This is a genomic window from Pseudorhizobium halotolerans, from assembly GCF_902153235.2.
In the GTDB taxonomy this organism is placed as follows: Bacteria; Pseudomonadota; Alphaproteobacteria; order Rhizobiales; family Rhizobiaceae; genus Neorhizobium; species Neorhizobium flavum.
Map to the genome: position 1 here is coordinate 1 of NZ_CABFWE030000015.1, position 25,927 is coordinate 25,927.

Annotated in this window: 25 protein-coding genes; 12 read left to right on the forward strand and 13 right to left on the reverse strand. The window is 62.5% G+C overall.

All coding sequences use genetic code 11. The annotated features are described in order from the left end of the window. Positions 1-337: 337 nt before the first annotated feature. Genes FN060_RS19940 through ureG form a run of 10 tightly spaced genes read left to right on the forward strand, consistent with a single transcriptional unit; the run spans position 338 to position 7,306 of the window. Complete coding sequence (locus FN060_RS19940) at positions 338-1,456, forward strand: CE1 family esterase (RefSeq protein ID WP_244665896.1); 1,119 nt, start codon at positions 338-340, stop codon at positions 1,454-1,456. Beyond that, complete coding sequence (locus FN060_RS19945) at positions 1,396-2,217, forward strand: urease accessory protein UreD (RefSeq protein ID WP_142589727.1); 822 nt, start codon at positions 1,396-1,398, stop codon at positions 2,215-2,217. The genes FN060_RS19940 and FN060_RS19945 overlap by 61 nt, the downstream gene beginning before the upstream one ends. A 19-nt stretch (positions 2,218-2,236) precedes the next feature. After that, positions 2,237-2,539: an urease subunit gamma gene (locus FN060_RS19950; protein ID WP_052639069.1), complete on the forward strand. Its 303-nt coding sequence runs from the start codon at positions 2,237-2,239 to the stop codon at positions 2,537-2,539. A gap of 19 nt (positions 2,540-2,558) precedes the next feature. Beyond that, entirely contained in the window at positions 2,559-2,864 is a 306-nt protein-coding gene (locus FN060_RS19955) for an urease subunit beta (RefSeq protein ID WP_142589728.1), read from the forward strand. Further along, the gene (locus FN060_RS19960) at positions 2,861-3,274 is read left to right on the forward strand and encodes a lysozyme inhibitor LprI family protein (RefSeq protein ID WP_142589729.1); all 414 of its coding nucleotides are present in this window, start codon (positions 2,861-2,863) and stop codon (positions 3,272-3,274) included. Before FN060_RS19955 ends, FN060_RS19960 begins: the two co-directional genes overlap by 4 nt. A 45-nt stretch (positions 3,275-3,319) precedes the next feature. Beyond that, positions 3,320-5,029 (forward strand): urease subunit alpha, encoded by a 1,710-nt coding sequence (gene ureC / locus FN060_RS19965; protein ID WP_142589730.1) that lies wholly within the window; start codon positions 3,320-3,322, stop codon positions 5,027-5,029. Positions 5,030-5,031: 2 nt separating this feature from the next. Then, entirely contained in the window at positions 5,032-5,490 is a 459-nt protein-coding gene (locus tag FN060_RS19970) for a GNAT family N-acetyltransferase (protein WP_142589731.1), read from the forward strand. Between the two features lie 21 nt (positions 5,491-5,511). Further along, positions 5,512-5,988, forward strand: coding sequence for an urease accessory protein UreE (gene ureE / locus FN060_RS19975; RefSeq protein ID WP_142589732.1), 477 nt, complete (start codon positions 5,512-5,514; stop codon positions 5,986-5,988). 5 nt (positions 5,989-5,993) lie between these two features. Beyond that, complete coding sequence (locus FN060_RS19980) at positions 5,994-6,665, forward strand: urease accessory protein UreF (RefSeq protein WP_142589733.1); 672 nt, start codon at positions 5,994-5,996, stop codon at positions 6,663-6,665. Positions 6,666-6,694: 29 nt separating this feature from the next. Next, positions 6,695-7,306 (forward strand): urease accessory protein UreG, encoded by a 612-nt coding sequence (ureG, locus tag FN060_RS19985; protein ID WP_142589734.1) that lies wholly within the window; start codon positions 6,695-6,697, stop codon positions 7,304-7,306. Positions 7,307-7,325: 19 nt separating this feature from the next. Here the strand turns inward: ureG and FN060_RS19990 are convergent, their stop codons facing one another. The 7 genes from FN060_RS19990 to FN060_RS20020 all read right to left on the reverse strand — a co-directional run bounded on the left by FN060_RS19990 (position 7,326) and on the right by FN060_RS20020 (position 16,830). Next, a complete protein-coding gene (locus FN060_RS19990; RefSeq protein ID WP_142589735.1) occupies positions 7,326-8,009 on the reverse strand; it encodes a Crp/Fnr family transcriptional regulator in 684 nt (227 codons plus the stop codon). Positions 8,010-8,181: 172 nt separating this feature from the next. Continuing rightward, positions 8,182-11,517, reverse strand: coding sequence for an efflux RND transporter permease subunit (locus FN060_RS19995; RefSeq protein WP_142589736.1), 3,336 nt, complete (start codon positions 11,515-11,517; stop codon positions 8,182-8,184). Positions 11,518-11,530: 13 nt separating this feature from the next. After that, a complete protein-coding gene (locus tag FN060_RS20000; RefSeq protein WP_142589737.1) occupies positions 11,531-12,727 on the reverse strand; it encodes an efflux RND transporter periplasmic adaptor subunit in 1,197 nt (398 codons plus the stop codon). Positions 12,728-13,007: 280 nt separating this feature from the next. Next, positions 13,008-13,979, reverse strand: a complete 972-nt coding sequence (locus tag FN060_RS20005; protein WP_077549476.1) for an ABC transporter substrate-binding protein — start codon at positions 13,977-13,979, stop codon at positions 13,008-13,010. A gap of 61 nt (positions 13,980-14,040) precedes the next feature. Continuing rightward, a complete protein-coding gene (locus tag FN060_RS20010; RefSeq protein ID WP_142589738.1) occupies positions 14,041-15,168 on the reverse strand; it encodes an ABC transporter permease in 1,128 nt (375 codons plus the stop codon). Beyond that, positions 15,165-16,049 (reverse strand): ABC transporter permease, encoded by an 885-nt coding sequence (locus FN060_RS20015; RefSeq protein WP_142589739.1) that lies wholly within the window; start codon positions 16,047-16,049, stop codon positions 15,165-15,167. The genes FN060_RS20010 and FN060_RS20015 overlap by 4 nt, the downstream gene beginning before the upstream one ends. Continuing rightward, positions 16,039-16,830: an ABC transporter ATP-binding protein gene (locus FN060_RS20020; RefSeq protein WP_142589740.1), complete on the reverse strand. Its 792-nt coding sequence runs from the start codon at positions 16,828-16,830 to the stop codon at positions 16,039-16,041. Before FN060_RS20020 ends, FN060_RS20015 begins: the two co-directional genes overlap by 11 nt. Positions 16,831-16,939: 109 nt before the next feature. Between FN060_RS20020 and FN060_RS20025 the strand changes: the two genes are divergently transcribed. Next, positions 16,940-17,353: a cupin domain-containing protein gene (locus tag FN060_RS20025; RefSeq protein ID WP_077549472.1), complete on the forward strand. Its 414-nt coding sequence runs from the start codon at positions 16,940-16,942 to the stop codon at positions 17,351-17,353. A 14-nt stretch (positions 17,354-17,367) separates the two neighbouring features. Here the strand turns inward: FN060_RS20025 and FN060_RS20030 are convergent, their stop codons facing one another. The 4 genes from FN060_RS20030 to FN060_RS20045 all read right to left on the reverse strand — a co-directional run bounded on the left by FN060_RS20030 (position 17,368) and on the right by FN060_RS20045 (position 21,142). Next, complete coding sequence (locus FN060_RS20030; RefSeq protein WP_142589741.1) at positions 17,368-18,051, reverse strand: hypothetical protein; 684 nt, start codon at positions 18,049-18,051, stop codon at positions 17,368-17,370. An 11-nt stretch (positions 18,052-18,062) separates the two neighbouring features. After that, positions 18,063-19,517, reverse strand: coding sequence for a dihydropyrimidinase (gene hydA / locus FN060_RS20035; protein ID WP_142589742.1), 1,455 nt, complete (start codon positions 19,515-19,517; stop codon positions 18,063-18,065). Between the two features lie 103 nt (positions 19,518-19,620). Beyond that, positions 19,621-19,848: a hypothetical protein gene (locus FN060_RS20040; protein ID WP_142589743.1), complete on the reverse strand. Its 228-nt coding sequence runs from the start codon at positions 19,846-19,848 to the stop codon at positions 19,621-19,623. Between the two features lie 40 nt (positions 19,849-19,888). Continuing rightward, a complete protein-coding gene (locus FN060_RS20045; RefSeq protein ID WP_183950104.1) occupies positions 19,889-21,142 on the reverse strand; it encodes a Zn-dependent hydrolase in 1,254 nt (417 codons plus the stop codon). A gap of 270 nt (positions 21,143-21,412) precedes the next feature. Between FN060_RS20045 and rutR the strand changes: the two genes are divergently transcribed. After that, positions 21,413-22,057, forward strand: a complete 645-nt coding sequence (gene rutR / locus FN060_RS20050) for an HTH-type transcriptional regulator RutR (RefSeq protein ID WP_142589744.1) — start codon at positions 21,413-21,415, stop codon at positions 22,055-22,057. 13 nt (positions 22,058-22,070) lie between these two features. Here rutR and FN060_RS20055 read toward each other — a convergent pair whose 3' ends face one another. Together FN060_RS20055 and FN060_RS20060 are read right to left on the reverse strand one after the other, a co-directional pair. Beyond that, complete coding sequence (locus FN060_RS20055) at positions 22,071-23,732, reverse strand: alpha-amylase family protein (protein WP_142589745.1); 1,662 nt, start codon at positions 23,730-23,732, stop codon at positions 22,071-22,073. Positions 23,733-23,877: 145 nt separating this feature from the next. Then, positions 23,878-25,791, reverse strand: a complete 1,914-nt coding sequence (locus FN060_RS20060; RefSeq protein WP_142589746.1) for a HAMP domain-containing methyl-accepting chemotaxis protein — start codon at positions 25,789-25,791, stop codon at positions 23,878-23,880. Positions 25,792-25,927 lie beyond the last annotated feature (136 nt).

The following is a 25,927-nucleotide window of genomic DNA, read 5'->3' on the forward strand; positions in this document are numbered from 1 at the left end:
ATCTGCTCGTCTGTGAAACGGCTGCGCTTCATTCTCTGGTCCTCTTAATGGGCCAGAGCTTACTTCAAATTGGATTAGATTAGCGGGGCAAGGTCAGTTGAGGCGAAAGAATGGCGGGCTATTACTGTTAGCGGGTCAATAATTGCATGGCTTCCATTCGTTTTAATCGTTTCAACAGTCGCTAATAAATGCTATCACTCCCACAGTTTTCCAACAGGCCGCAGAGAGTTGAAGACCCTGCACCCCGCTAGCGAGGCGCTTGATGGCATTTGCACGCATTGATGGTTTTTCCGGTTCCGCCGCTCTTGCCAGGTTGATCGCCGCAGGAGCGTTTTTCTTGGGCGCAAACGCTGCGCTTGCTGACGGATGCGGGCAGCCAATCCAGCCGGGCCGGCATGAGTTAAAGGTCCAGTCGACGGACGCTGATCGTACCGGTGTCCTCTTCGTACCGTCGTCCTATGCCGGGACCGACAAGGTTCCGGTGGTCTTCGACTTCCACGGCAGTCACAGCAACCCCGTCGGGCAGTTGAAGCGCAGTTCGTGGGACCAGGTGGCGGAAAAGGAGGGCTTCATCGTCGTGGCCCTTCAGGGCAGCCTTGCGGGCGCCTTCGACGGCACCCACGCCTGGAACGTGCCGCTGGTGACGACGCAGGAGGGCGGACTCGACGAAGTCGCCTTCATTGGTGCCGCGGTCAAGGCTGTCGAGCAGGCGGCTTGCGTCGACCGCAGCCGCATCTATGCTTCCGGCTATTCGGGCGGCGGGCGCATGCTCTCGCAATACATCTGCAGTGGCCGCAGCGATTTTGCGGCTGCCGGCTTCGTCCATTCGCTGAGGGCAGGGGCGCCGGTGAACGTGGACGGGCAGTGGAAGCCCGATCGGGCAACCTGCGCACCGTCCCGGCCGATGTCGATCATTGCCTTCGCGGGCGAGAAGGATGATGCCAATCCCTATGCAGGCGGTGGCAAGCCCTACTGGCAATACGGTTTCCTCACTGCCCTGCAGCGCTGGAGCCAGATGGATGGCTGCACGGGCGACGCCGTCACCCATACGGTCGGCGACGTCACGCAGCGCCTCTACGATACCTGCAAGGCCGGCGCGCGTATTGCTGCCTATGTCTACGCCAATGGTACGCATGCCTGGCCAAAGACTGCGCCTGCCGAAGGCATGATGGCTTCGGCCTCGTCTTCCTCGTCGCAGTCCGGCGTTGTGCAGGTGGCGTCAGCGGTCAAGGCGCCTGCCTTCGATCCGTCTGTTGATCCGGCTCCGCGGATGTGGGAGTTTTTCCTTGAGGCCGACAAGCGCAATATCGTCGCGGAGGCAGCGCCGGCCATCGTTAAGACTGGCACGACTGTTGCTTCCGATTGTGCCGTAAACGGTGATCTTCAGGGGACGAATTGCAGCAGCCAGCCGAACAATGTGCGCCGCAGCGCGCAAGGGGTACGGGACGCCTTGTAACCAAGCCTCTCGGCGGGCGGACGCGGCTTGCCGAGTTCTACCAGGAAGGCTGCGCAAAAATTCGCCTTCCCGAAACATTCTCGCCCGATATGGAGGCGATTCTCATCAACACGTCAGGGGGACTGACGGGCGGCGACGTGATCGAATGGTCCGTCGCCGCCTCTGATTCCACCCGATTGACAGTCACGACACAGGCGAATGAGAAGGTCTACAAGGCCTCTGCTGGCACGGCCTCCGTGACCACCCGGCTCGCCGCCGGGGCCAATGCGAGCCTTCACTGGCTGCCGCAGGAAACCATCCTATTCGACCAATCCTCCCTCAGCCGGCGGCTTGACGTCGATCTTCACGAGACGGCCGAACTCCTTGCCGTCGAAGCCGTCCTCATGGGACGGCAGGCGATGGGCGAGCGGCTCCGTCACGGTCTCTTTCGGGATCGCTGGCGCGTCCGGAGGGGCGGTCGCCTGCTGCACGCGGAAGAGATGCGGCTCGACGGTGAGATCGACTTGCTCGGCTCCGGGAATGCGACCCTTGGTGGCGAGACTGCCTTTGCCACGATCGTCTATGCGGGGCCCCTGGCAGAGGCGATGCTGGTAAGGGTGCGGGAGGTGCTCGGCAACGGCAATGGCGGTGCCAGCTACTGGCAAGGGAAGCTCGTCGTGCGACTGATCGCGTCGAGCGGCTTCGAACTCAGAAAAGTGCTGGTACCGGTAATTGCCGTATTGCGAAACGGCGCGCCGGTGCCGAAGGTCTGGAACATTTGACGGCAAGCGCAGGACCACGATGAATCTTACCCCGAGGGAAAAAGACAAGCTGCTGATCTCTATGGCCGCCATGGTGGCGCGGCGGCGGCTGGAGCGCGGCGTCAAGCTCAACCATCCGGAGGCGATCGCGCTGATCACGGATTTCGTCGTCGAAGGGGCACGCGACGGCCGCTCCGTGGCGGATCTGATGGAGGCGGGGGCGCATGTCATCACCCGCAGCCAGGTAATGGAAGGTGTCGCAGAGATGATCCATGACGTTCAGGTGGAGGCGACGTTCCCTGACGGTACGAAGCTCGTCACCGTCCATGAACCGATACGTTAAACAGGTGCGAGGCTGATTCATGATCCCGGGCGAAGTCATTGCTGCTGCTGGTGAAATCGAATTGAATGCGGGTGCGCCAACAATCACGATCGAGGTCTCGAACACCGGCGACCGCCCGATCCAGGTCGGCAGCCATTACCATTTCTTCGAGACCAATGAAGGGTTGTCCTTTCCCCGCGAGATGACCCGCGGGATGCGGCTCGATATCCCGGCCGGCACGGCGGTCCGGTTCGAACCGGGGCAGACCCGGCAGGTGACGCTGATCCCGCTTTCCGGATCGCGCAAGGTTTTCGGTTTCCAGCAGAAGGTCATGGGGCCGCTATGAAGAAGCTGGTGATGTTATCGGCGATGCTGCTTTCGGGAGTACCGGCTACCGCGCAGGACGATCCGGAGGTCGATTGCAGGAACCCGGTGACGCAGATGGAGATGACCTATTGCGCCGAGCAGGATTTCGCCGAGGCCGACGAACAGCTGAACGCGCAGTACAAGGTCACTCGTCAGGCCATGAAGGACTGGGATGGGGATGCCATGGATGGCCTCGGCAGTGCCGCAGACGCTCTCCTGGCGTCACAGCGGGCCTGGCTCGCTTTCCGCGATGCGCAGTGTGCCCTCTACGGCTATCAGGCGCGGGGCGGCACGATGGAGCCCATGCTTATCTATGGCTGCCAGGCAGAGCTGACGCGGCAGCGAACCCAGCAATTGAAGGAACAGACGGATCTCATGGGCAGCAACTGACGCGCAATCCGGCCGGTTCAACACGTCCTCTCAAAAGGTCTCTTCATGCCCCACAAGATCTCCCGCGCCGCTTACGCCTCCATGTTCGGCCCAACCGTCGGCGACAAGGTGCGGCTCGCCGACACCGAACTCTTCATCGAGGTGGAAAAGGACTTCACCACCTATGGCGAGGAGGTGAAGTTCGGCGGCGGCAAGGTGATCCGCGACGGCATGGGCCAAAGCCAGGCGACCCGCGCCGAAGGCGCTGTCGACACCGTCATTACCAATGCGCTGATCGTCGACCACACAGGCATCTACAAGGCCGATGTCGGCCTCAAGGACGGCCGCATCCACGCGATCGGCAAGGCCGGCAATCCTGATACCCAGCCGGGCGTGAGCATCATTGTAGGTCCCTCGACCGAGGCAATTGCGGGCGAGGGCAAGATCCTGACCGCCGGCGGCATGGACGCGCATATCCACTACATCTGCCCGCAGCAGATCGAGGAAGCGCTGATGAGCGGTGTCACCTGCATGCTGGGCGGCGGCACGGGTCCCGCCCATGGCACGCTCGCGACGACCTGCACCGGCGCCTGGCATATCGAGCGGATGATCGAGAGCTTCGATGCCTTCCCGATGAACCTCGCGCTCGCCGGCAAGGGCAATGCGTCGCTACCGGCGCCGTTGGAGGAGATGATCCTGTCCGGTGCCTCGTCGCTGAAGCTGCACGAAGATTGGGGCACAACACCGGCCGCGATCGACAACTGCCTCACGGTCGCTGACGAATACGACGTGCAGGTGATGATCCACACCGATACGCTGAATGAGAGCGGCTTCGTCGAGAATACGGTGGCCGCCATCAAGGGGCGCACCATCCATGCCTTTCACACGGAAGGGGCGGGCGGTGGCCATGCGCCGGACATCATCAAGGTCTGCGGCCAGCCGAACGTCATACCGTCATCGACCAATCCGACGCGGCCTTACACGGTCAATACGCTTGCCGAACACCTCGACATGCTGATGGTCTGCCATCACCTGTCGCCGTCCATCCCCGAGGACATTGCCTTTGCCGAAAGCCGCATCCGCAAGGAGACGATCGCGGCCGAGGACATCCTGCACGATATCGGCGCCTTCTCGATCATCTCTTCAGACAGCCAGGCCATGGGCCGTGTCGGCGAGGTGGCGATCCGCACCTGGCAGACCGCCGACAAGATGAAGCGCCAGCGCGGGCGGCTGAAGGAGGAGACGGGCGAGAACGATAACTTCCGCGTCCGCCGCTATATCGCCAAGTACACGATCAACCCGGCGATCGCCCATGGCGTCTCCCATGAGATCGGCTCGGTGGAGGTGGGCAAGCGGGCGGATCTGGTACTGTGGAGCCCGGCCTTCTTCGGCGTCAAGCCGGAGATGGTGCTGCTCGGCGGGTCCATTGCGGCCGCCCCGATGGGTGATCCGAACGCTTCCATTCCGACGCCGCAGCCGATGCACTACCGACCGATGTTTGCCGCCTACGGAAAGCTCAGGACCAATTCCTCCGTCACCTTCGTCTCTCAGGCTTCGCTCGATGCCGGGCTCGCGCAACGCCTCGGTGTGGCAAAGAAGATGGTCGCGGTGAAGAACGTACGTGGCGGCATCTCCAAGGCTTCGATGATCCACAATTCGCTGACGCCGGATATCGAGGTCGATCCGGAAACCTACGAGGTGCGTGCCGATGGCGAGCTCTTGACCTGTGAACCGGCGACCGTCCTGCCTATGGCGCAGCGTTATTTCCTGTTCTGAGGATGACCTTGAACCCAGTATCTGTCAGAGCGCTGACGTCCCTCGACGCGGAGCCGTGGTCAAGGCTGCGGCAAGCCCTGTGGCCGGATCAACCGGCTGACGCGCATCTGGTCGAGATAGAGGAGATGCTGGGCGAGCAGGGCGTTGTTGGCTACGGTGCGTTCAGCCCCGACGGCGCGCTCGTAGCCTTCGCGGAGGTCTCGGTCCGTGCCTATGCCAATGGCTGTACCTCAACGCCCGTACCGTTTCTCGAAGGAATATTCGTCGAAGAACGCAGCAGGCGAATGGGCATTGCTGGCCAGTTGCTGGCCCAGATCGAGTCTGATCTTCGGGCCAGAGGTTTCGTCGAGCTTTGTTCGGACGTCGAGATGCATAATACCTCCTCCCAACTGGCCCATCGGCAGTGGGGCTTTGTCGAGACAGAACGCGTCATTTACTTCCGCAAGCCGCTGGGGACATGATCCTCGCTCAAGGATGAACGCATGCAACGCATCACCGCCTACCACCATGCCGGTGTCATCACCGACCCTCCGGTCGATACCATCGCCTTGCCGCATGACCTGCGGCATCTCCGCCGCAAGGTGCTCCACCTTTCGAACGGCGAGATGGTGATGCTCGACCTCAAGGAGCCGGTGCTGCTTGCCGAGGGCGACCGGTTGATCCTCGAGGACGGTAACAATGTCGCGATCGCCGCCGCGCCGGAGAAGCTCTTCGCGATCACCGCGCGGGACCGCCTGCATCTGACGGAGCTTGCCTGGCACCTCGGCAACCGGCATCTATCGGCGCAGATCGAGGAGGGGCGCATCCTCATCCTGCGCGACCATGTCATCCGCAAGATGCTGGAGGGCCTCGGCGCCACAGTGACGGAGGTCGAGGAAACCTTCCATCCTGTTCGCGGTGCCTATCACGCCCATGGCGGGCACTCGCACGGAGATGATCATCCTCATGCGCATGACTGAGCATGATGGGTGAGGGGCTGCAGACGCAGGCACTGCTTCGCCTGATGGCGTGGATGTCGCCCGCCTTCCCGATCGGCAGCTTTGCCTGGTCGGGCGGGCTCGAGCGGGCCGTGCATGACGGACTGGTGAAGGATACCGATGACCTGAGATCCTGGCTCGACACGATCCTCGGCCATGGCAGCCTCTGGAATGACGCGATCCTGTTCGCCGAGGCCTGGCGGAGGCATGCGGACACAGAAGCGCTGCGGGAGCTCTCGGAGCTTTCTCTGGCACTTGCCGGTTCAGGCGAGCGACACTTTGAAACGCTGTCGCTGGGAAAGGCCTTTGCTGCCGCTGCAACCGCTTGGCGCCATGAGGTTCTCGGTCGGCTACCGCAAGACGTGCCGTTTCCGGTGGCGGTGGGTGCGATTGCCGCTGCCCATGCCGTGCCGCTTGAGGACGCGCTGGCGGCTTTCCTGCATGCGGCGATTTCGCAAGGCGTTTCGGCCGGGATCCGCCTGGGTGCCTGCGGACAGGCACAGGGGCTGGCGATACTGGCTGAACGGGAGCCGCGGATACTTGAGCTCTGTCGTCGCGCCTCCGCCAGCACGCTGGATGCGCTCGGCACCGCAGCCGTCCAGGCGGAAATCGCCTCGCTCAAGCACGAGACCCAGCATTCCAGGCTCTTTCGGTCCTGACGAAGGCCTGTCGAGGAAAGGACAAGACGATGAAATCTGCAAACGGACCACTGCGCGTCGGCATTGGCGGCCCTGTCGGCTCCGGCAAGACCGCGCTGACCGAAAAGCTCTGCAAGGCGATGCGCGAGGACTATTCCGTCGCCGTGGTAACCAACGACATCTACACGCGCGAAGACGCCGAGGCGCTTGTGCGGATGCAGGCGCTGTCCTCCGACCGCATCGTCGGGGTAGAGACCGGAGGCTGCCCGCACACCGCCATCCGCGAGGATGCCACGATCAACCTGCAGGCGATCGCAGACCTCAACGAGCGCTTCCCCGACCTGGATGTCGTCTTCATCGAGTCCGGCGGAGACAATCTTGCCGCCACCTTCTCACCGGATCTCGCGGACCTTACCATCTACGTGATCTCTACCTGCCAGGGCGAGGAGATCCCCCGCAAGGGCGGGCCGGGGATCACGCGTTCAGACCTGCTGGTGATCAACAAGAAGGATCTGGCACCCCATGTCGGCGTCGATCTCGACGTGATGGACCGTGACGCCCACAGGATGCGGGAGGCGAAGCCCCATCTCTTCACTGACCTGAAGCGCGGCGACGGCGTCGATCACGTGGTGCGGTTCCTGAAGGAGAACGGTGGCCTCTGAAGGCGGCGTAGCCCGTCCTTCAGACGTCCCGTAACGACTTCACGTCGCTGATCTGGATGATGCGGCCGCGGACGGTGACGCCGGCGCGGCGCAGGGACGAGAAGGCGCGGGACAGGGCCTCCGGCGCCAAGCCCAGCATGCCGGCGAGAAGGCTCTTCTGGAACGGCAGGCGGATGGATGCCGGGCCGCCGTCAACGGGACAGGCCTTCAGCAGGTATTCCGCCACGCGTTGCGGAGCGGTGTGTAGACGGTCGTTCGCAACGCAGTCCATCGTCGTCAGCAGATGGTGCGACAGACAGGATATCAGAGCCCGGGCAATATCCGGCTCCTGCTCGGCCAAATGCCGGGCGGTGCGGATATCGAAACGGGCAAGTGTGGTGTTTTCGGCCGTCTGTGCATTGAAGCGGTAGATGTCGTCGCCGTAGATCAGGCATTCAGCGAAGGTGTCGCCCGGACCGCAGATGCGGATATCCGCTTCGCGGCCCTCCCGGTTCAGGCGGTAGAGGCGGACATAGCCCGACAGCACGCAGTAGAAATGCTCGGCGGTCATGCCTTCGCGGAAGACGATATGGCGGGCCGGGGCGCTGGAAATGGACGCCGCGTTCAGCATCTTCACCAGCGCTTCCCCACTCAGGCCGGCCATGAACGGCGCCCGAACCAGGACGGCTTTGTCGCGGCTATTCACTCTCAGGCTCTTGTTCATGGTGACCGTCGGTTTTTCCATCGCGATAGGCGGTTGCTCGTGGAATCCTGGAACCAAATCTAGCATCTGCGACAAGAAAGCCTTTGACATCGATCAAACAGGAAAGCGGTTCCCATGAACGAAAAAGGCCGGGTTCTCACCCGGCCTTTTGTATTGGTCTCGTTCTTTTGCGCTATTCCGCAGCCCAGGGCGTCATTCGCATGACGTTCGACCCGGGTGAGGTACCGGACGCTTTGTCGTCATTGGCGCCCTTCTGCTTCTCGATGGAAGCGAGGCGTTCCTCGAGCGTCGCAATCGAAGAAGCGGCCTCGTGCGCACGGCGGCTGAGTTCCTCGGTCGAGAGGCCCACGGCTTCCTCCTCCTTCTTGCCGAACATGCCGCCGAAGATGCGGCCGAGCAGTCGCGATACGTCGTCCATGATCAGGAAGAAGGCAGGCACCACGACCAGTGACAAGACGGTCGAGACGATGATGCCGCCGATCACGGCAATCGCCATCGGCGCCCGGAATGATCCACCTTCGCCCACACCGAGCGCCGATGGCAGCATGCCGGCCGACATGGCGATCGAGGTCATGATGATCGGCCGGGCCCGCTTGCGGCCTGCTTCCACCATGGCATGGACACGCTCCATCCCGTGGCGGCGCATCTCGATCGCGAAGTCCACCAGCAGGATGGCGTTCTTGGTGACGATCCCCATCAGCATCAGGATGCCGATCAGAACCGGCATGGAGAGTGAGTTCTGGGTAATGATCAAAGCCACCGCGACGCCGCCGATGGCGAGCGGCAGCGAGAAGAGGATGGTGAACGGCTGGATGACGTCTTTGAACAACAGGATCAGCACCACCAGTACCATCAGCAGGCCGAGAAGCATGGCATTGCCGAAGCTCTGGACCATCTCGGCCTGAACCTTGGCGTCGCCACTCTCCGCCAGCCGCACCGTCGCCGGAAGCTCCGTCGCATCGACGATGCGCTTGAACTCCTCGGTTGCCGTATCGAGCGCGGTGCCGAAGGGAACGTCGGAGCCGATTGCCACGACGCGGCTTCGGTCGTTGCGCTTGATCGAGCTCGGGCCTTCCGCATAGTCGATGTCGGCCACACTGTAGAGCGGTACCGTCTCGCCGGTGGCGGTCTTGATCTTCAGCGCGCGGATGGATGCGAGGTCGCGCCGCAGGTCGAGCGATGCCTGGACGCGGATGGGGATCTGCCGGTCGTCAATCGACATCTTCGCAAGCTGCGCGTCGATGTCGCCGATGGTTGCGACGCGGACCGTTTCGGCGATCTGCTGCGGCGTGATGCCCAGCCGGGCCGTTTCATCCTTGCGCGGGCGAATCTGCAGTTCCGGCCGCGGCAGGGCTCCTTCCGAGCTGACATTGGCGAGGATCGGCGAGGCACGCAGCCGCGATTCCAGAAGGCTCACGGCTTCGTTCAGGTCCTGCTCACTGGACGAGAGGAAGTTGAAGCTGAGTTCCCGCTCCGCGCGGTCGTTGAGCTTGGAGATGCGGACGTCCGGAATGGTCCGCACCTTCTCGAACAATTCCCGCTCGACCTCCCATTGCGGCCGGGTGCGGCCGTTGTCCGGGATCTTGGGAACCAGGTCGCCCAGCAGCGGAATTCCGCCAAGGCCCTTGTTGACCAGGGTCTTCAGAAGCGAGTGGTCGATGTTCCGCAGGATCACGCGAACGGTGGCGCGGCGCAGTTCCAGATCACCCTTGGGCGACGCGCCGCCGAGGATGAAGACGCTCTCAACGCCATCGATGTCGCGGACGGCATCGTAGATGACCTCGGTGGTCGCGGCGGTCTCGTCCAGTGTCGCGTTCGGCGGCAGTTCGACGGAGAGCACGATGCGCGATGAGTCCTCCGGCGGCATGAAGCTGCCCGGCACCTGGCTCAGCAATGCGATCGAGGCGACCAGGAAGGCAATGGCGCCAAGCAGCGTCGCGTAACGCATATACCACTTGCGCGTTGTGCCGGTGACGAGGCGCGTATAGGCCTTCATCAACCGACCGTCATTGTCCTGGTGGTCCTCCATCGCGTCTTCGGCGCGCATCCAGTAGGCGGCCATCAGCGGTGTGATCAGACGCGCCACCATCAGCGAGAAGAAGACGGAGAAGGCGACCGTCAGGCCGAACTGGATGAAGTACTGGCCCGGAATGCCCGGCATGAAGGACACGGGCACGAAGACGGCAATAATGGTAAAGCTCGTCGCTATCACCGCAAGACCGATCTCGTCGGCGGCCTCCAGCGCGGCGCGATAGGGCGTCTTGCCCATCTTGATGTGACGGGCAATGTTCTCGATCTCTACGATCGCGTCGTCGACGAGGATCCCCGTCGCGAGCGTCAGCGCCAGGAAGCTGACGAGGTTCAGCGAGAAGCCGAGCAGGTCCATCACCCAGAAGGTCGGGATGGCGGAAAGGGGCAGGGCCACGGCTGCAATGATCGTCGCCCGCCAGTTGCGGAGGAAGAGCATCACGACGATGACGGCGAGAAGCGCGCCCTCCATCAGCGTATGAAGCGCGGCCTCGTAGTTGCCGTAGGTGAAGTAGACGGAATCGTCGACCATCTCGATCGTGACGCCGGGATGGGCGGCGCGAACCGTTTCAAGACTTTCCGCCACCGTCTCCGCAACCGAGACCTCGCTTGCACCCTTGGCGCGGAAGACGGCAAACGTCACCGACGGGGAGCCGTTGAAGCGCGAGAAGGACTTCGGCTCCTCATAGGTGTCGGTGATGGTACCGAGTTCGGACAGCTTGACGAAGCGGCCGCCGGAAAGCGCGATCGTGGTATCTGCGAGCTGCGTAACGGTGCGGGCATCACCGAGCGTGCGGATCGTCTGCTCGTTGCCAGCCACCTGGCCGCGGCCGGAGCCCAGATCGACGTTGGTGCCGCGAAGCTGGCTGTTCACGTCGACCGCGGTGATGCCGTAGGAATCCAGCTTCGCGGGGTTGAGCGCGACGCGGACTTCGCGGTCGGCGCCGCCATAACGGTCGATACGGCCGATCCCGGGCTGTCCCTGCAGTTCACGCTTGATCGTATCATCGACGAACCAGGACAGCTCCTCGAGCGTCATGTTCGGGGAGGTGACGGAGAAGGTCTGGATCGCCTGGCCTTCGACGTCGATCTTCGAGACCACCGGTTCCTCGGCGCTCGCAGGAAGATCGCTGCGAATGCGGTCAATCGCATCCTTCGTGTCCTGAACGGCTTCGTCCGTCGGCTTCTCGATGCGGAAGAGCACGACGGTCTGGGACTGGCCGTCGGTCACTGTGGACTGTATCTCGTCCACTCCGCTGATGGAGGCGACGGCGTCCTCGACTTCTTTCGTCACCTGCATCTCGAGTTCGGCCGGCGACGCGCCGCTCTGTGCGACGGTGACGGAGACAACTGGAACGTCGATGTTCGGGAAGCGCGTGATCGGCAGCGAATAGAAGGACTGCAGCCCCATGAAGAGCAGCAGCGCAAAGCCGAGCAGCGGCGCGATCGGATTGCGGATCGACCAGGCTGAGAAGTTCATCTTTCGTCCTCGATCAGTTCGACACGGTCGATGCAGCGGGCACCGGCTTGATCCGGTCACCATCCCGCACGAAGGCACCGGCCTTCTCGACGACCATGTCGCCAGCTGCCAGCCCGCTCGTCACCTCGACGAAGCCGCCATCCTGAATGCCGATGGCAACCTCGACCTGCTTCACGACCCCGTCTTCCACCTTGCGGGCGTACGAGCCGTCACGTGCTGTTGTCACCGCGGAAAGAGGCAAGGCGAGGGCGGTCTTCTCATCGATGATGATTTCGGCGTTGCCATACATCCCGGCGCGCGCGCCGCTCTTCTCGTCGATGTCTATCCGCACGTTGCCGAGCCGGCTGACCGGATCGACCGTCGGTGACACGAGGCGAACCTCTCCCTCGATCTCGCTGCTGCCTCCGGCGATGGTGATCACTGCCCTCTGGCCGGGCTTGATCCTGTGGATGTCCGTCTCGGTCAGTTCTGCGACCAACTCAAGCGCACCGTCGCGGATAACGGTAAAGAGGGGTTCGCCGGCGCCGCTGGCAATCGCGCCAATCTTTGCATTGCGGGCCGAGACAATCCCGGCAACAGGGGTCTTCACCGCGGTCCGGGCAAGCTTCAGGTCGATATCGGCGATCTGGCTCTCGACAACCTTGATGTCCGCCTCGCCCACCGAGATGGCCTGCTGTGCTGCCTGGAGGCGCGCTTCGGCCACTTCGGCGGCCGCCGTTGCGCGTTCGACTTCGGCGACCGAACTGGTACCGGTCTTACCCAGCCTCGTTGCGCGGTCACGCTGGCGTATGGCGTCATCCAGGTTGGCCTGGGCTTCGACGACTTGGGCGCGGTATTGCGCAAGCCCGGCCTCGGCCTTTGCCTTGTTGGCTTCCAACTGGCTCTTCTGCAGGATCAGCGTGTCTTCATTCAGGGTCGCGAGAACCTGCTCGGCCTCGACCTCGTCGCCCACATCGGCTTCCAGCGTGCGGATCGACAAGCCATCCACGAGCGGCTGGACGTAGACCTCCTGCACGGCCCGGATCGTTCCCGTAGCAATAACGCGGTCGGTCAGTTCCCGCTCCACAGCCTCGGTGACGATGATCGACGGCAGGGTAGCCTCGGGTGTGGCTGCCGGCTGAGCGTTCTCCTGTGCCGCACTGGGGAGTGCAGCAAGCGAGAACAGGGCAGCCGGTATGATACAGGCCAGGCGAAGAGACGTGCGAAGCATGCGTACGGGATCCAGTTAGGCAATGGGTTCAATCGGCCCCGCCATCATGCGGGAAGAATTTTTCTGACCCTCGACGGTCCAAATCGATTTACAATTGGTGCCGGGCAGAAAGGCTTGCAAGAGCGGCCCGGAAGTTTCATCGGCTGACGTTTCTATGATCCCCGAGCCCGCAAATCAAGCCTGTTCGGTTATTGTTCTCATTACATTTTGTTATGTATTACGTAAAAACGCGCGGCGAAGGCCGCGCGTTGCTTATCTGTCATAAAGTATACCTTAGCCGTTATTGAACGGCGGCGTCAGTGATCTCGGTGGTATAGGCGCCTTCAGGCTCCTTGGTGATGATCTTCTGGTCGAGAAGCGCCTTCGCAGTACGCTCGTAGACGGCCGGATCAAGCTTGCCGGTGCCGTCGCCGATCAGCTTGGCGACCTCGCCCATCATTCGCTTCTGGTGGTTCTCGTCCTGGCCGCCGTTGTCCATGACGATCTCCGCAGCTTCGTCCGGGTTTTCCATGGCGTATTTCCAGCCCTTCATGGAGGCGCGGACGAACTTCACCATGTTTTCCTTGAATTCCGGATCGGCAAGCTTGTCCTCCAGAACGTATAGGCCATCCTCCAGCAGATCGTTGCCCATTTCGGTATAGTTGAAGACCACCAAGTCCTCCGGCTTGAAGCCGGCATCGATCGCCTGCCAGTACTCGTTATAGGTCATGACGGAGATGCAGTCCGCCTGCTTCTGGACGAGCGGCTGCACGTCGAAGCTCTGCTTCAGGACCGTCACCCCGTCCGGACCACCTTCGGTGGAGAGGCCGAGCTTGTTCATCCAGGCAAAGAACGGATACTCGTTGCCGAAGAACCAGACACCCAGCGTATGTCCTTTGAAGTCGGCCTCGGTCTGGATCGGTCCGTCCTTCGGGCAGATCAGTTGCAGGCCGGACTTCTGGTAGGGCTGGGCGATGTTGACGAGCGGCACTCCCTTTTCGCGGGCGACCAGCGCGCCGCCCATCCAGGCGACGATGACGTCGGCACCGCCGCCGGCGATCACCTGTTCCGGTGCGATGTCGGGGCCGCCGGCCTTGATCTCGACGTCGAGGCCTTCCTCATCATAGAAGCCCTTGTCTTCGGCGACGTAGTAGCCGGCGAATTGCGACTGGGCCACCCACTTCAGCTGCAGGGTGATGTCGGCGGCCGAAGCCACCTGAACGGCTGCAAGCGACATCGCACTCGCCATCAATGCAACAAGGATATTTCTCATTGTTGTTATCCTTTCCCTCTGAGGTTTTGCCGCCCTCCGTCGTTGCGGAAGGCGGATGCGTCTAGCCACCACGGTTAGACGGATGCCAGAATGTCGTTGCCCGCTCCGCGAGCGCCACGACACCATAAAAGACCGATCCGATGACCGCCGCAACGGCGATTTCCGCCCAGACCATGTCGACATTCATGCGGCCGATCTCGGTCGAGATGCGGAAGCCCATGCCGACGATCGGCGTGCCGAAGAACTCCGCCACGATCGCGCCGATCAGCGCCAGGGTGGAGTTGATCTTGAGCGCGTTGAAGATGAAGGGCATGGCGGCGGGCAGGCGCAGCTTGACGAGCGTCTGCCAGTATCCCGAGGCATAGGAACGCATGAGGTCGCGCTCCATGGAGCCGGAGGCGCCGAGCCCGGCCACCGTGTTCACCAGCATGGGGAAGAAGGTCATGACGATGACGACGGCGGCCTTCGACTGCCAGTCGAAGCCGAACCACATGACCATGATCGGTGCCACGCCTATAATGGGAAGCGCCGACATGAGGTTGCCGATCGGCAGCAGGCCACGCCGCAGGAAGGAGATCCGGTCGGCGAGGATTGCGACCGCGAAGCCGGCGGCGCATCCGACCACGTAGCCGAACAGCACGGCCTTGAAGATGGTCTGTCGCACGTCCGCCGCGAGGATCGGCACGGAGCTGACGATCCGGTCCCAGATCGCCGACGGTGGAGGTAGCAGAATGAAGGGAACGCCGGCACCGCGGGTGATGGCTTCCCACAGGATGAGGACCCAGGCGCCGAAGATCGCCGGGATCAGCAGCCGCAGTGCCATCATGGTCTGCCGGCTGGACGGCCGGATTTCCGCCAGTTCCGAAATGCACCGCCAGCCGAGGAGCCAGCTTGCCGTGATCAGCAGGAAATAGGACAGGCGGGCATCGCCCTCGTTGCCGGAAATGCCGCCGATCAGCAGCCATGCGGCGAGATGGGCCGTCACGAACAGTACCGAAGCCCGGGCCGGACGGCTGATCCGCGCGAAGGACGCGAGGACGCCGACCGCGATCAGCAACAGGATGGCAATCGTCCCTCCGGCAGCGAATGGTGTCGACGCGCCGGTCGCGAGGAAGGGCAATCGCGCTACCGCGAGAAGACAGAGAAGAAGGGCAATGCTGCCCTGCCAGGAGCGGAGGAAGAGGGTCATGCCGGTCGCACCCCCATCCGCCGGTCGATCAGCCTGGCGCCGATGCCGACGATCGTGACCAGCATCGCAGCCAGCACGGAGCCGGCGATCAGCGCCGCCCACATGTCGATCGTCTGGCTGTAATAGGAACCGGCGAGCAGTTTCGAGCCGATGCCGGCGGCGGCACCGGTCGGCAGTTCGGCGACGATGGCGCCGACGAGGCTCGCTGCGACCGCGACCTTCATGGAGGTGAAGAGGAAGGGCATGGAGGCGGGCACCCGAAGCTTCCAGAAGGTCTGCCACCGGCTGGCATTGTAGGTGCGCATCAGGTCGAGCTGGATGATGTCCGGTGAGCGCAGGCCCTTCACCATGCCGACAGCCACCGGGAAGAAGGAGAGGTAGGTGGAGATCAGCGCCTTCGGGATCAGGCCCGTAACGTTTATGGCCGCCAGCACGACGACCACCATCGGCGCGATCGCCAGGATCGGCACGGTCTGCGAGGCGATGATCCATGGCATCAGGCTGCGGTCGAGCGCCTTCACATGCACGATGCCGACGGCAATCAGGACGCCGAGCAGCGTCCCGAAGGCGAAGCCGGCAAGTGTCGAGGAGAGCGTCACCCAGGAATGGTAGACGAGGCTGCGATTGCTGGTCACCTTGCGCAGGAAGGTGTTCTCGAAGACATTCTGCGCCACCTGGTGCGGTGCAGGCACGATCGGCTTCGGCTGCGACAGCGTCTTGCCGATGAACTCCATGGTCGTGGAGGTGACGTCTCCCCGCCGGTCCAGATCGCGCTGGAAAGGCGCGTTCATCCAGACCGCAGCTGCGTACCAGATCACGATGATGGTCGCGACGATGGTCAGGACGGGGCCGATGCGGGAGGCGAAGGTCTCACTCCTCATAGCTGTGCCCCGTCCTCAAGCCTTCCCGCACGCGATGGGCGATCTCCAGGAATTCCGGCGTCTCGCGGATTTCCAGGGGCCGTTCACGCGGCAGGGTTGAGTGTATCACGTCGGTCACCCGGCCGGGCCGCGGCGACATGACGACGATCTTGGTGGAGAGGTAGACCGCCTCCGGGATCGAGTGGGTGACGAAGCAGATAGTCTTCTCCGTTGCCGCCCAGAGCTTGAGGAGCTGTTCGTTCAAGTGGTCGCGGACGATCTCGTCGAGAGCCCCGAAAGGTTCGTCCATCAGCAGCAGGTCGGCGTCGAAGGCGAGCGCGCGGGCGATGGAGGCGCGCTGCTGCATGCCACCCGACAGTTGCCACGGGTATTTCTTCCCGAAACCGGAGAGGTTGACGAGGTCGAGCGTGCGGCGGACACGCTCCTGCTGCTCCGTCTTTCCATGACCCATGATCTCGAGCGGCAGGGCGACGTTCTTCTCGATCGTCCGCCAGGGATAGAGCGCTGGGGCCTGAAAAACATAGCCGTAGCAACGCGACTTACGGGCCTCCTCCGGCGTCATGCCGTTGATGGTGATCTCTCCCGCCGTATTCTTCTCAAGGTCGGCGATGACCCGTAGAAAGGTGGTCTTGCCACAGCCGGAGGGGCCGATGAAGGAGACGAAATCTCCCTTTTCCACCTCCAGGTCGACGTCGGACAGCGCGTGCACCGGCCCGTCACTGGTCTGGAAGGTGAGGCCGAGTTTCCTGGCGGATACGACGGAGGCGGGAGAAGCATTCATGGGATGCGGCCAGTCATGAGTTCTGTGGATGCGAATACGCGAGTGCGTGTTATGATTGCAGGCGAGAGGGCGCCTGGCGACGCCGGCTGCCGGTCAAGGGAGGAAGTCCATGGACGCGTCATCGAAGCCCACCTGCCGGATCGTGAAGCCGGGCTCCACCTATGACGGCAAGCAGGGGCTCAGCTACTTCGAAGGCATTGCGGCGGAGACAGTCGGATCGACAGGCATCTGCATGCACCTCCTGACCATTCCGCCGGGCGGGCGCGCCAAGGCGCATCTGCACCAGAGCCACGAGACGGCAATCTACATGCTCTCCGGCTCGGCCCACACCTGGTACGGCGACCGGCTGGAGCACCACGTCGTCGTCCATGCCGGAGAACTCTTCTACATCCCAGCCGGCGTGCCGCATCTGCCGGCCAATCTCTCCAACACCCCCTGCACGGCGATCATCGCCCGGACAGATCCCAACGAGCAGGAGAGCGTTGTGCTCCTGCCGGAACTGGATGGGTTGGTGGAGATTTGAATGACAGGAGGTCCTCATGTTGCCTCCCCGGCGAAGAACCTTATGATCCCAGTGGGATCAACTTCTCGTCCATCTTCCAAGAGCGCCTGCCGCAGTTCCCTAAATTGGAGACGCCCTTTCCGAATCTCGTCGTACTGAGTTTTCGGATCTCCCCCATCTAGGATGTCTAATGCAACACGCAGTACAGCTTTGAGGTATGCGATGTTATCCAATAGTCGGAGAATGGCGCCCCGGCTGATTCTAAAACTTACTACTTCATATCTGTTCTTCGAAACTCGCGCGTATCGGCTCGAGGTGAAGGAAAAATCCGTTCCATCGTGCCTAGAAAAGTAGAGACTGCCATGTATGAGATGCTTCCTGGCATCCCATACTTCGTCCATCAGATATCCGATCGCGTTCAGATCTAATCGATCATCGGCGTCGCCGCAGGAGCGAAGGCGCCTGTCTTCGATGTAGGCAGAGACTATGAAGTCGACTTTCGCTTCCATCGTGGCTGGAAAATTCGTTGTCCCGCAAACCAGCGGAGTTCTTAATTTTCCATAACAAAATAGAAACTTGTCTACGATGTGCTCGAGGCTTGCGCACCGCGCGGTGAAGACGCCCAACGCGGCATACATCTTCGCGTCGTGCTCCGACAGATCAAGCTGATCAGTTGGAGCCCTCACCGAGACTTGAATGGGTGCGGTTCCCTCTGGCATGGCCCTTTGCGTCACACCCCGCTCGCCGGAATGCCGGTGCGCTCCACCTTGCGCGGCGACGTCAGTTCCTTCCAGGTCGAGATCGCCTTGTTGACCGCCTGGAAGGGCTCGCGCTTGACGAACTTTCCGTGGCCTTCCTGCGTCTTGACCGTGCTTTCCTCGATCGCGACGACGCCGCGGGTCAGGGTGTAGCGCGGCAGGCCGGTCACCTGCTTTCCTTCGAAGACGTTGTAGTCGATCGCCGACTGCTGGGACTTCGCCGAAATCGTCTTCGAGCGCTTCGGGTCCCAGACCACGATGTCCGCATCGGCGCCGACGAGGATCGCGCCCTTGCGGGGGTAAACGTTGAGGATCTTTGCGATATTGGTCGAGGTCACAGCGACGAATTCATTCATGGTGATGCGGCCAGTCGCCACGCCATAGGTCCAGAGCATCGGCATGCGATCTTCCAGCCCGCCGGTGCCGTTCGGGATCTTGCGGAAGTCGCCGACGCCGGTGCGCTTCTGGTCTGTGGTGAAGGCGCAATGATCGGTCGCCACGACCTGCAGCGAGCCCGAAGCAAGGCCTGCCCAGAGACTGTCCTGGTGCTGCTTGTTGCGGAAGGGTGGGCTCATGACCCGGCGGGCCGCATGGTCCCAGTCCTTGTCGAAATATTCGCTCTCGTCGAGCGTCAGGTGCTGGATCAGGGGCTCGCCGTAGACGCGCATGCCGTTCTGCCGGGCCCGACGGATCGCCTCGTGCGACTGCTCGCAGGAGGTATGGACGACATAGAGCGGCACGCCGGCCATGTCGGCAATGATGATGGCACGGTTGGTTGCCTCGCCCTCGACCGAAGCCGGGCGCGAGTAGGCGTGCGCCTCCGGCCCGTCATTGCCCTCATCCATCAGCTTCTGCTGCATGGCGGCGACGACGTCGCCGTTCTCGGCATGGACGAGGGGCAGGGCTCCGAGCTCGGCACAACGCTGGAAGGAGGCGAACATCTCGTCGTCGTTCACCATCAGTGCGCCCTTGTAGGCCATGAAGTGCTTGAAGGTGTTGATGCCGTGGTTCAGCACCACCGCCTTCATCTCGTTGAAGACCTGTTCGCCCCACCAGGTGACCGACATGTGGAAGGAATAGTCGCAATTGGCGCGGGTCGACTTGTTGTCCCAGCGCTTCAGCGCATCAAGCAGGGACTGGCCCGGGTCAGGCAGGCAGAAGTCGACCACCATGGTCGTGCCGCCGGCTAGGGCCGCGCGCGTGCCGCTTTCGAAGTCGTCGGCGGAATACGTGCCCATGAAGGGCATTTCGAGGTGGACATGGGGATCGATACCGCCCGGCATGACATAGCAGCCGGTCGCGTCTAGAACCTCGTCGCCGAACAGGCTGGGGCCAATCTCGACGATCTTGCCCCCGTCGATCTTGACGTCGGCCTTGTAGGTCAGGTCGGCGGTGACGATGGCTCCGCCCTTGATCACTGTGCTCATGGTCCCGTTCCCTCTGGTTTTTTCTTGGGGGACCACCGGCCGCATCGGGCCGGAGGCCCTATGCTATCGTCGTCTTCGTCGTCTGGTGTTGTTGTCTTCTCGCTCAGACCGCGACGAGGTCGAGGCGCTTCTCAATTCGGGTAAGGCGCTCATCCACATGATCCAAGCGCTTCGAAAGGCTTGCGTACTGCGCGGTGAGGCCCCCCACCTGGTACTCGACCAGTCCCAGCCGTTCCTTGGTCTCAAGGTGATATTGGGTGTGCAGCGCGAGCGTTTCCTGGATCCGCTTGAGCGTTTCAAAGATAAGCTCGTTCGTAACCTTGTCGGACATCGCGTCATCCTTCCACGATGCGAATATAGAGAAGCGCCGTTCACTCGACAATCTCCGCGGTTTCCAGCACCGCGTGGAACAGCACGTCCGCGCCGGCACTTGCCCATTCCTTCGAGATTTCCTCCGCCTCGTTGTGCGACAGGCCGCCGACGCAGGGGCACATGATCATTGTGGCCGGTGCTACCTTGGCGGCCCAGCAGGCATCGTGGCCGGCGCCGGAAATGATGTTCATATGGCTGCAGCCGAGCTTCTCCGCCGCATCGCGCACGCGGCCAACGAGAACCGGATCGAAGGTTATCGGATCAAAGTGCCCTACGGCCTCGACGGAACAGCCGACGCCGAGCTTGTCGCAGATCTCGGCGGCTTGCTTCTCGATCTTCGCGCGCATCCGGTCGAGCTTTTCCTGGCTCGGGGTGCGGATGTCGACGGTGAAGACCACCTTACCGGGCAGGACGTTGCGCGAGTTCGGCGAGAAGAACATCTGCCCGACACCGCCCACGGCGCCCGGCTGCTCGGCCATTGCCACGTCCTGCACCATCTCCAGGATACGGCTCATGGCGAGGCCCGCGTTGACGCGCATGTTCATCGGCGTGGAGCCGGTGTGGGCTTCTTTGCCAGTCAGCGTGAACTCCAGCCACCAGAGCCCCTGACAATGGGTCACAACGCCGATCTGCTTGTTCTCGGCCTCAAGGATCGGACCCTGCTCGATATGATATTCGAAATAGGCGTGCATCTTGCGCGCGCCCACCTCTTCCTCGCCGACCCAGCCGATACGCTTCAGCTCGTCGCCGAACGACTTCCCTTCGGGATCCTTGCGCGCATAGGCATAGTCGAGGTCGTGGATGCCGGCAAAGACGCCGGAGGCGAGCATGGCAGGCGCGAAGCGTGCGCCTTCCTCGTTCGTCCAGTTGGTGACGACGATCGGATGCTTGGTCCTGATGCCGAGGTCATTCAGCGTGCGAACGACCTCAAGGCCGGAGAGCACGCCGAGGACGCCGTCATACTTGCCGCCGGTCGGCTGCGTATCGAGGTGCGAGCCGATATAGACCGGCAGGGCGTCGGGATCGGTGCCGGCGCGGGTCATGAACATGGTGCCCATCTGGTCGACACCCATGGTCAATCCGGCGTCGTCGCACCACGCCTTGAACAGCTTGCGGCCCTCGGCATCGGCGTCCGTCAACGTCTGGCGATTGTTGCCGCCGGCAATGCCGGGGCCGATCTTCGCCATTTCCATGAGCGAATCCCACAACCTGTCGCCATTGATGCGCAGGTTCTCGCCGGGTGCTGCCACCATCAGCTACATCCTCACCTGTTTTGGACCGCCCTTGCGGCCTATTCTGTTCCCGCCGGTTCTTTATTTCCTGCCCCGTCGACAGTGAAACTCAGCATTGCCTTTGTTGGACTTGTCGCTGATAATTTGACCGGTTGGTAAAAACATACAATTTCCGCGCCGCCACTCAAGACGAAAAATCGCGAATCTCACCGATGGATGAAAAGGTGATGTGCGCGTCGGGACGTGGGGATCGTGGCGGGGGATCGTGGCGGGACCGGGGGCAGCGAGGGCATGGCAGTACCGAGGGCGGCGAAGACGCAGCGGCGGACGCGGATCCAGGAGGAGAAGGAGGAGCGAATCCTTGATGCGGCGCTGGAGGTGTTCTCCTCCAATGGCTTCCGCGGTGCCACCATAGACCAGATCGCCGAGGCGGCTGGAATGTCGAAGCCGAACCTCCTCTATTACTTCCGCACGAAAGAGGCGATCTATCGGACTCTCCTGGAGAGCATGCTCTTCACCTGGCTGGAACCGCTGAAGGCGCTGGACGCGGAAGGAGATCCGGAGGCGGAGATTCGGTCCTACATCCGCCGCAAGCTCGAAATGTCGCGGGATTTTCCGCGCGAGAGCCGGCTCTTTGCAAACGAGATGCTGCAGGGGGCTCCGCATATCGAAGACGATCTCACCGGGCCGCTCAAGGCGCTGGTCGACGAGAAGGCGGAGGTGATCCGCAGTTGGATCAAGAACGGCAAGATTGCGCGGTGCGATCCTTATCACCTGATCTTCGCGATCTGGGCGACGACGCAGCACTATGCCGATTTCGACGTCCAGGTATGCGCCGTCCTGGGCGAAAACCGCGCGGGCGAGGGGCGTTTCGAGGACGCGGCGCGGTTCCTGGAGCAACTGTTCTTCGAGGGGCTCCGCCCGAAGAAGGCTTGAACAGGAACAGTGTTTAAAGCTCCGTTCGGCGCAGCAGATAGTCCAGGCCCCCGACCCGGAACCAGCGATAGGCATGGGCCTCCAGCAGCAGGCGGTGGCGTCCCTTGCCGTCCGCTTCGCTGCTTTCGCTATCGGCAATATCGATCAGCAAGTTGCCGTGCTCGCCACAGCCGACGTCGAGATGGATTTCTGCCGGCTCCGGCTTCAGGTTGTGGACGATCAGGACAGAGTTGTTGCGCCAGTCGTAACGTATGGCGAGTACCCCCGGCTTGCCGGTATCAAGCACGGTATAGTCACCCCAGCCGATCTCCGGTACCTCCTTGCGCATGCGGATCAGCCGCTCCATCCAGTTGAGCAGGGATTCCGGATCGCGCCGCTGCTCCGCGACGTTGATGTGCTCGAAGCCGAACGGTCCCTTGGAGATCACCGGCAGCACCGGCTTGTCGCTCTTGGTGAAGCCGCCCTGGGGTTCGTCCGACCATTGCATCGGCGTCCGGGCGCAATTGCGCTCCGGCAGGTCTAGGTCGTCGCCCATGCCGATCTCGTCGCCATAGCGGATGACGGGCGTTCCCGGCAGCGAGAACATCAGGCTGTAGGCAAGCTCCAGACGGCGCTGGTCACCGCCCAGCATTGGCGCGAGCCGCCGGCGGATGCCCCGGTCGTAGAGCTGCATGTGCTTCTCGGGCCCGAAGGCCGCAAAGACCGCCTGCCGCTGATCCTCGCTCAGACGCCCGAGATCGAGTTCGTCGTGGTTGCGCAGGAACATGCCGAACTGCGCAGTGTGCGGCTTCTCGCGCGTCTGCTCTAGTGCGGCGACCATCGGTTGCGTGTCGCCGCTCGCCAGCGCATAGAACAGCGACTGGTTGACGGGAAAATTGAACATCATCTGGATGCGGTCGCCATCGTCGCCGAAGTACTTGATGTTGTCCTTCGGCAGTATGTTCGCTTCTCCCAGGATGATCGAATCCCCCTTCCGCCACTGCAGAAACTCGCGAAAGGTACGCAGCATCTCGAACTGCTCCTTCGGCTTCTTGATGTCGGCTCCCTTCTCGGCGATCACGAAGGGTACGGCATCCATGCGAAAGCCGCAGACGCCAAGCTGAATCCAGAAGCCCATGATCTTGAGGATCTCCGCCTGGACGTGGGGATTGGCGGTATTGAGGTCCGGCTGGAACTTGTAGAACCGGTGGAAGTAGTATTCGCCCGCTTTCTCATCGTACGTCCAAGTGCTTTCCTGGACGCCGGGAAAAATCATCCCCTCGTCGGCATTGGCCGGCTTCTTCTTCGACCACAGGTACCAGTCGCGATAGGGCGAATCCGGATCGCTGCGGGCCGACTGGAACCAGGGATGCTGGTCGGAGGTGTGGTTGACGACGAGATCGATCAGTACCCGTATCCCGCGCTGCTTGCAGCCATGGGTGAAGTCGACGAAATCACCCAGCGTGCCGTAGCGCGGGTCGATGTTGTAGTAATCGGCAACGTCGTAGCCATCGTCCTTGCCGGGAGAGACCTGGAACGGCATCAGCCAGATCGCATTGACGCCAAGACCGGCGAGGTAGTCGAGCCGGCGCGAAAGCCCCTCGAAATCCCCGACGCCGTCGCCGTTGGAATCCATGAAGGTCTCGACCGATAGGCAGTAGATGACGGCGTTCTTGTACCAGAGGTCGCTGATCACGATGGCTCTCCTTGAGGCAGACCTCGTGGCAATGTGGAGGAGGGGAGGTTTGTTCCCGTCTGTTCGGAGCCTCTTACCCCGGGGGCACAAACGCAAACGGCCCGAAGCGGTGCTCCGGGCCGTAATTTGCTGATCTTCAGCGGAATCAGGCTGCGCTGCGCATCCGGCGGCCTGCCGTGGCCGGCTGGTGCTGGCCTTCGAGCCGGAAGTTCGCCAGCATCGACTGCAGTTGCGCGCTCTCCTGCGCCAGTGTTGCGCTGGCAGCCGTCGTCTCTTCCACCATGGCTGCGTTCTTCTGCGTCATCTGGTCCATGTGGTTGACGGAGGAGTTGATCTCCGCAAGGGCGGTCGCCTGTTCGCGGGCGGCGGTGGCGATCGACTCGACGTGGCCGTTCACGCGGTTGACAAGGTTCTCGATCTCCAGAAGCGCATCGCCCGTGGAGCGGACAAGCGAGACGCCGCCTTCCACTTCCGATGCCGAAGCGGTGATGAGGGTCTTGATCTCCTTGGCCGCATTGGCGGAACGCTGTGCCAGCTCGCGGACCTCCTGGGCGACGACGGCAAAGCCTCGACCGGCTTCACCCGCACGGGCCGCCTCCACGCCGGCGTTCAGAGCCAGGAGGTTCGTCTGGAAGGCGATTTCGTCGATCACGGTGATGATCTGGCTGATCCTGTTGGAGGAATCTTCGATGCGTCCCATGGCATCGACGGCGCTGCGAACGATCTCGCCGGATTTGGCCGCACTCTGGCGCGTCTCGTAGACCATGTCGCGGGCTTCGTTTGCCCGCGAGGAGGCAGCGCGCACGGTCGCGGTGATTTCGTCGAGCGCCGCCGCCGTTTCCTCCAGCGCCGCGGCCTGCTGCTCCGTGCGCTTGGAAAGGTCGGTTGCAGCAGAGCTGAGCTCCGCGGAGTTGTCGTTGATCGTCGTTGCAGCCCCGCGGACGTTGTTCATGGTCCCCCGCAAGGTCACCATGGTGGCGTTCACATTGGCCTGCAATTCGGCAAAGGCGCCGTGGAAGGTGCCATTCATGCTTTGCGTCAGGTCGGCATCGGCGAGTGCGGCGATCACGCGGCGGACCTCCGTGACGGCGCTGTCGACGCTGGCAACGAGCTGGTTGACGCTGCCGGCGAAGCGGTTGAGATCCTCGTTCTGGTAGTCCTTGCTGATGCGGCCGGAGAAGTCGCCGGCGACGGCGGAGGCCACGACGGCGGCAATGCTGGACTGCAGGTCGCTGCTGCGCTCATGAAGCGCCGCTTCCTGTGCCTTCAGTTCCTGCATGGCAAGCGCATTGTTGCGGAAGACATCGACCGCGCGGGCCATCTCGCCGATCTCGTCCTTGCGCTCGGCATCAATCGCTGTGCCCTGCAGGTCGCCCTGTGCAAGACGGCTCATCGCCTGCGTCAGCGAGCGGATGGGCAAGACGATCCCCTTGCGTGCCACGAGGGTGCTGACACCCGCGCCGACAGCGATGGAGAGGACGGCAGCCACTGCAGCGAGCATCATTGCGGTGGAAGAGGAGGAGACAGCTTCGAGGCGTTCCTTTGCCAGCGCTTCGCCGGAATAGGTGCTGTAGACCTTGACCGTGTCCGTCACCACCTTCTGTCCGGCCAACGCCTTGGCAAGCGCCGAGCCAATCGCTGCTGTGTCGCCCGGGTTGGCTGCTGCGGTGGCGACCATCGAGCGGATATCGTTGAAGTAGTTGTCCAGCGCCGAGCGGATCGTCTTCAGCTGTTCCTTTTCGGCCGCGTCGGCGGTCGATTCGATCTTCGGGAGCCGCGCGAGCATTTCGGCGGTTCGCTTGTCGGTTTCAGCCCGGAAGTCCGCGGCCTTCTCCGGCGCGGCTGCCAACTGGTAGGTCATGCGGCTGATGGCGATGATGTCGACCCGCAGGTCCATGGCCTCACGGGCGACTTCCTCCTTAGCGCCGACGGCAATCAGGTCCCGCTGCAGCCCGTAGAGGCCGCTGCCGGATACGGTGGCGATGATCAGGGACGAAATCCCCATGACGACGACAAGAAGACCAATCTTCTTGGAAATGCTTAGGTCCTTGAAAAACATGGCGTTGATCCTGCACAGGCGTTGACGCGCGAAGCCTGCCGGCCGGATGAGAGCCTGCCGCAGAGTTCAGCCAACGGATGTCAGGTTTGCGCTAAGCCTTGGTTAAAACCGGGAGGACATGTTTCGCACTGCAACA

Bases quoted from the DNA above. Each gene is read 5' to 3' on its own strand.
- FN060_RS19950 (WP_052639069.1), top strand. From the start codon at position 2,237: ATGAATCTTACCCCGAGGGAAAAAGACAAGCTGCTGATCTCTATGGCC.
- FN060_RS19955 (WP_142589728.1), top strand. From the start codon at position 2,559: ATGATCCCGGGCGAAGTCATTGCTGCTGCTGGTGAAATCGAATTGAAT.
- FN060_RS19960 (WP_142589729.1), top strand. From the start codon at position 2,861: ATGAAGAAGCTGGTGATGTTATCGGCGATGCTGCTTTCGGGAGTACCG.
- ureC (WP_142589730.1), top strand. From the start codon at position 3,320: ATGCCCCACAAGATCTCCCGCGCCGCTTACGCCTCCATGTTCGGCCCA.
- FN060_RS19970 (WP_142589731.1), top strand. From the start codon at position 5,032: ATGACCTTGAACCCAGTATCTGTCAGAGCGCTGACGTCCCTCGACGCG.
- ureE (WP_142589732.1), top strand. From the start codon at position 5,512: ATGCAACGCATCACCGCCTACCACCATGCCGGTGTCATCACCGACCCT.
- FN060_RS19980 (WP_142589733.1), top strand. From the start codon at position 5,994: ATGGGTGAGGGGCTGCAGACGCAGGCACTGCTTCGCCTGATGGCGTGG.
- ureG (WP_142589734.1), top strand. From the start codon at position 6,695: ATGAAATCTGCAAACGGACCACTGCGCGTCGGCATTGGCGGCCCTGTC.
- FN060_RS19990 (WP_142589735.1), bottom strand. From the start codon at position 8,009: ATGAACAAGAGCCTGAGAGTGAATAGCCGCGACAAAGCCGTCCTGGTT.
- FN060_RS19995 (WP_142589736.1), bottom strand. From the start codon at position 11,517: ATGAACTTCTCAGCCTGGTCGATCCGCAATCCGATCGCGCCGCTGCTC.
- FN060_RS20000 (WP_142589737.1), bottom strand. From the start codon at position 12,727: ATGCTTCGCACGTCTCTTCGCCTGGCCTGTATCATACCGGCTGCCCTG.
- FN060_RS20005 (WP_077549476.1), bottom strand. From the start codon at position 13,979: ATGAGAAATATCCTTGTTGCATTGATGGCGAGTGCGATGTCGCTTGCA.
- FN060_RS20010 (WP_142589738.1), bottom strand. From the start codon at position 15,168: ATGACCCTCTTCCTCCGCTCCTGGCAGGGCAGCATTGCCCTTCTTCTC.
- FN060_RS20015 (WP_142589739.1), bottom strand. From the start codon at position 16,049: ATGAGGAGTGAGACCTTCGCCTCCCGCATCGGCCCCGTCCTGACCATC.
- FN060_RS20020 (WP_142589740.1), bottom strand. From the start codon at position 16,830: ATGAATGCTTCTCCCGCCTCCGTCGTATCCGCCAGGAAACTCGGCCTC.
- FN060_RS20025 (WP_077549472.1), top strand. From the start codon at position 16,940: ATGGACGCGTCATCGAAGCCCACCTGCCGGATCGTGAAGCCGGGCTCC.
- FN060_RS20030 (WP_142589741.1), bottom strand. From the start codon at position 18,051: ATGCCAGAGGGAACCGCACCCATTCAAGTCTCGGTGAGGGCTCCAACT.
- hydA (WP_142589742.1), bottom strand. From the start codon at position 19,517: ATGAGCACAGTGATCAAGGGCGGAGCCATCGTCACCGCCGACCTGACC.
- FN060_RS20040 (WP_142589743.1), bottom strand. From the start codon at position 19,848: ATGTCCGACAAGGTTACGAACGAGCTTATCTTTGAAACGCTCAAGCGG.
- FN060_RS20045 (WP_183950104.1), bottom strand. From the start codon at position 21,142: ATGGTGGCAGCACCCGGCGAGAACCTGCGCATCAATGGCGACAGGTTG.
- rutR (WP_142589744.1), top strand. From the start codon at position 21,413: ATGGCAGTACCGAGGGCGGCGAAGACGCAGCGGCGGACGCGGATCCAG.
- FN060_RS20060 (WP_142589746.1), bottom strand. From the start codon at position 25,791: ATGTTTTTCAAGGACCTAAGCATTTCCAAGAAGATTGGTCTTCTTGTC.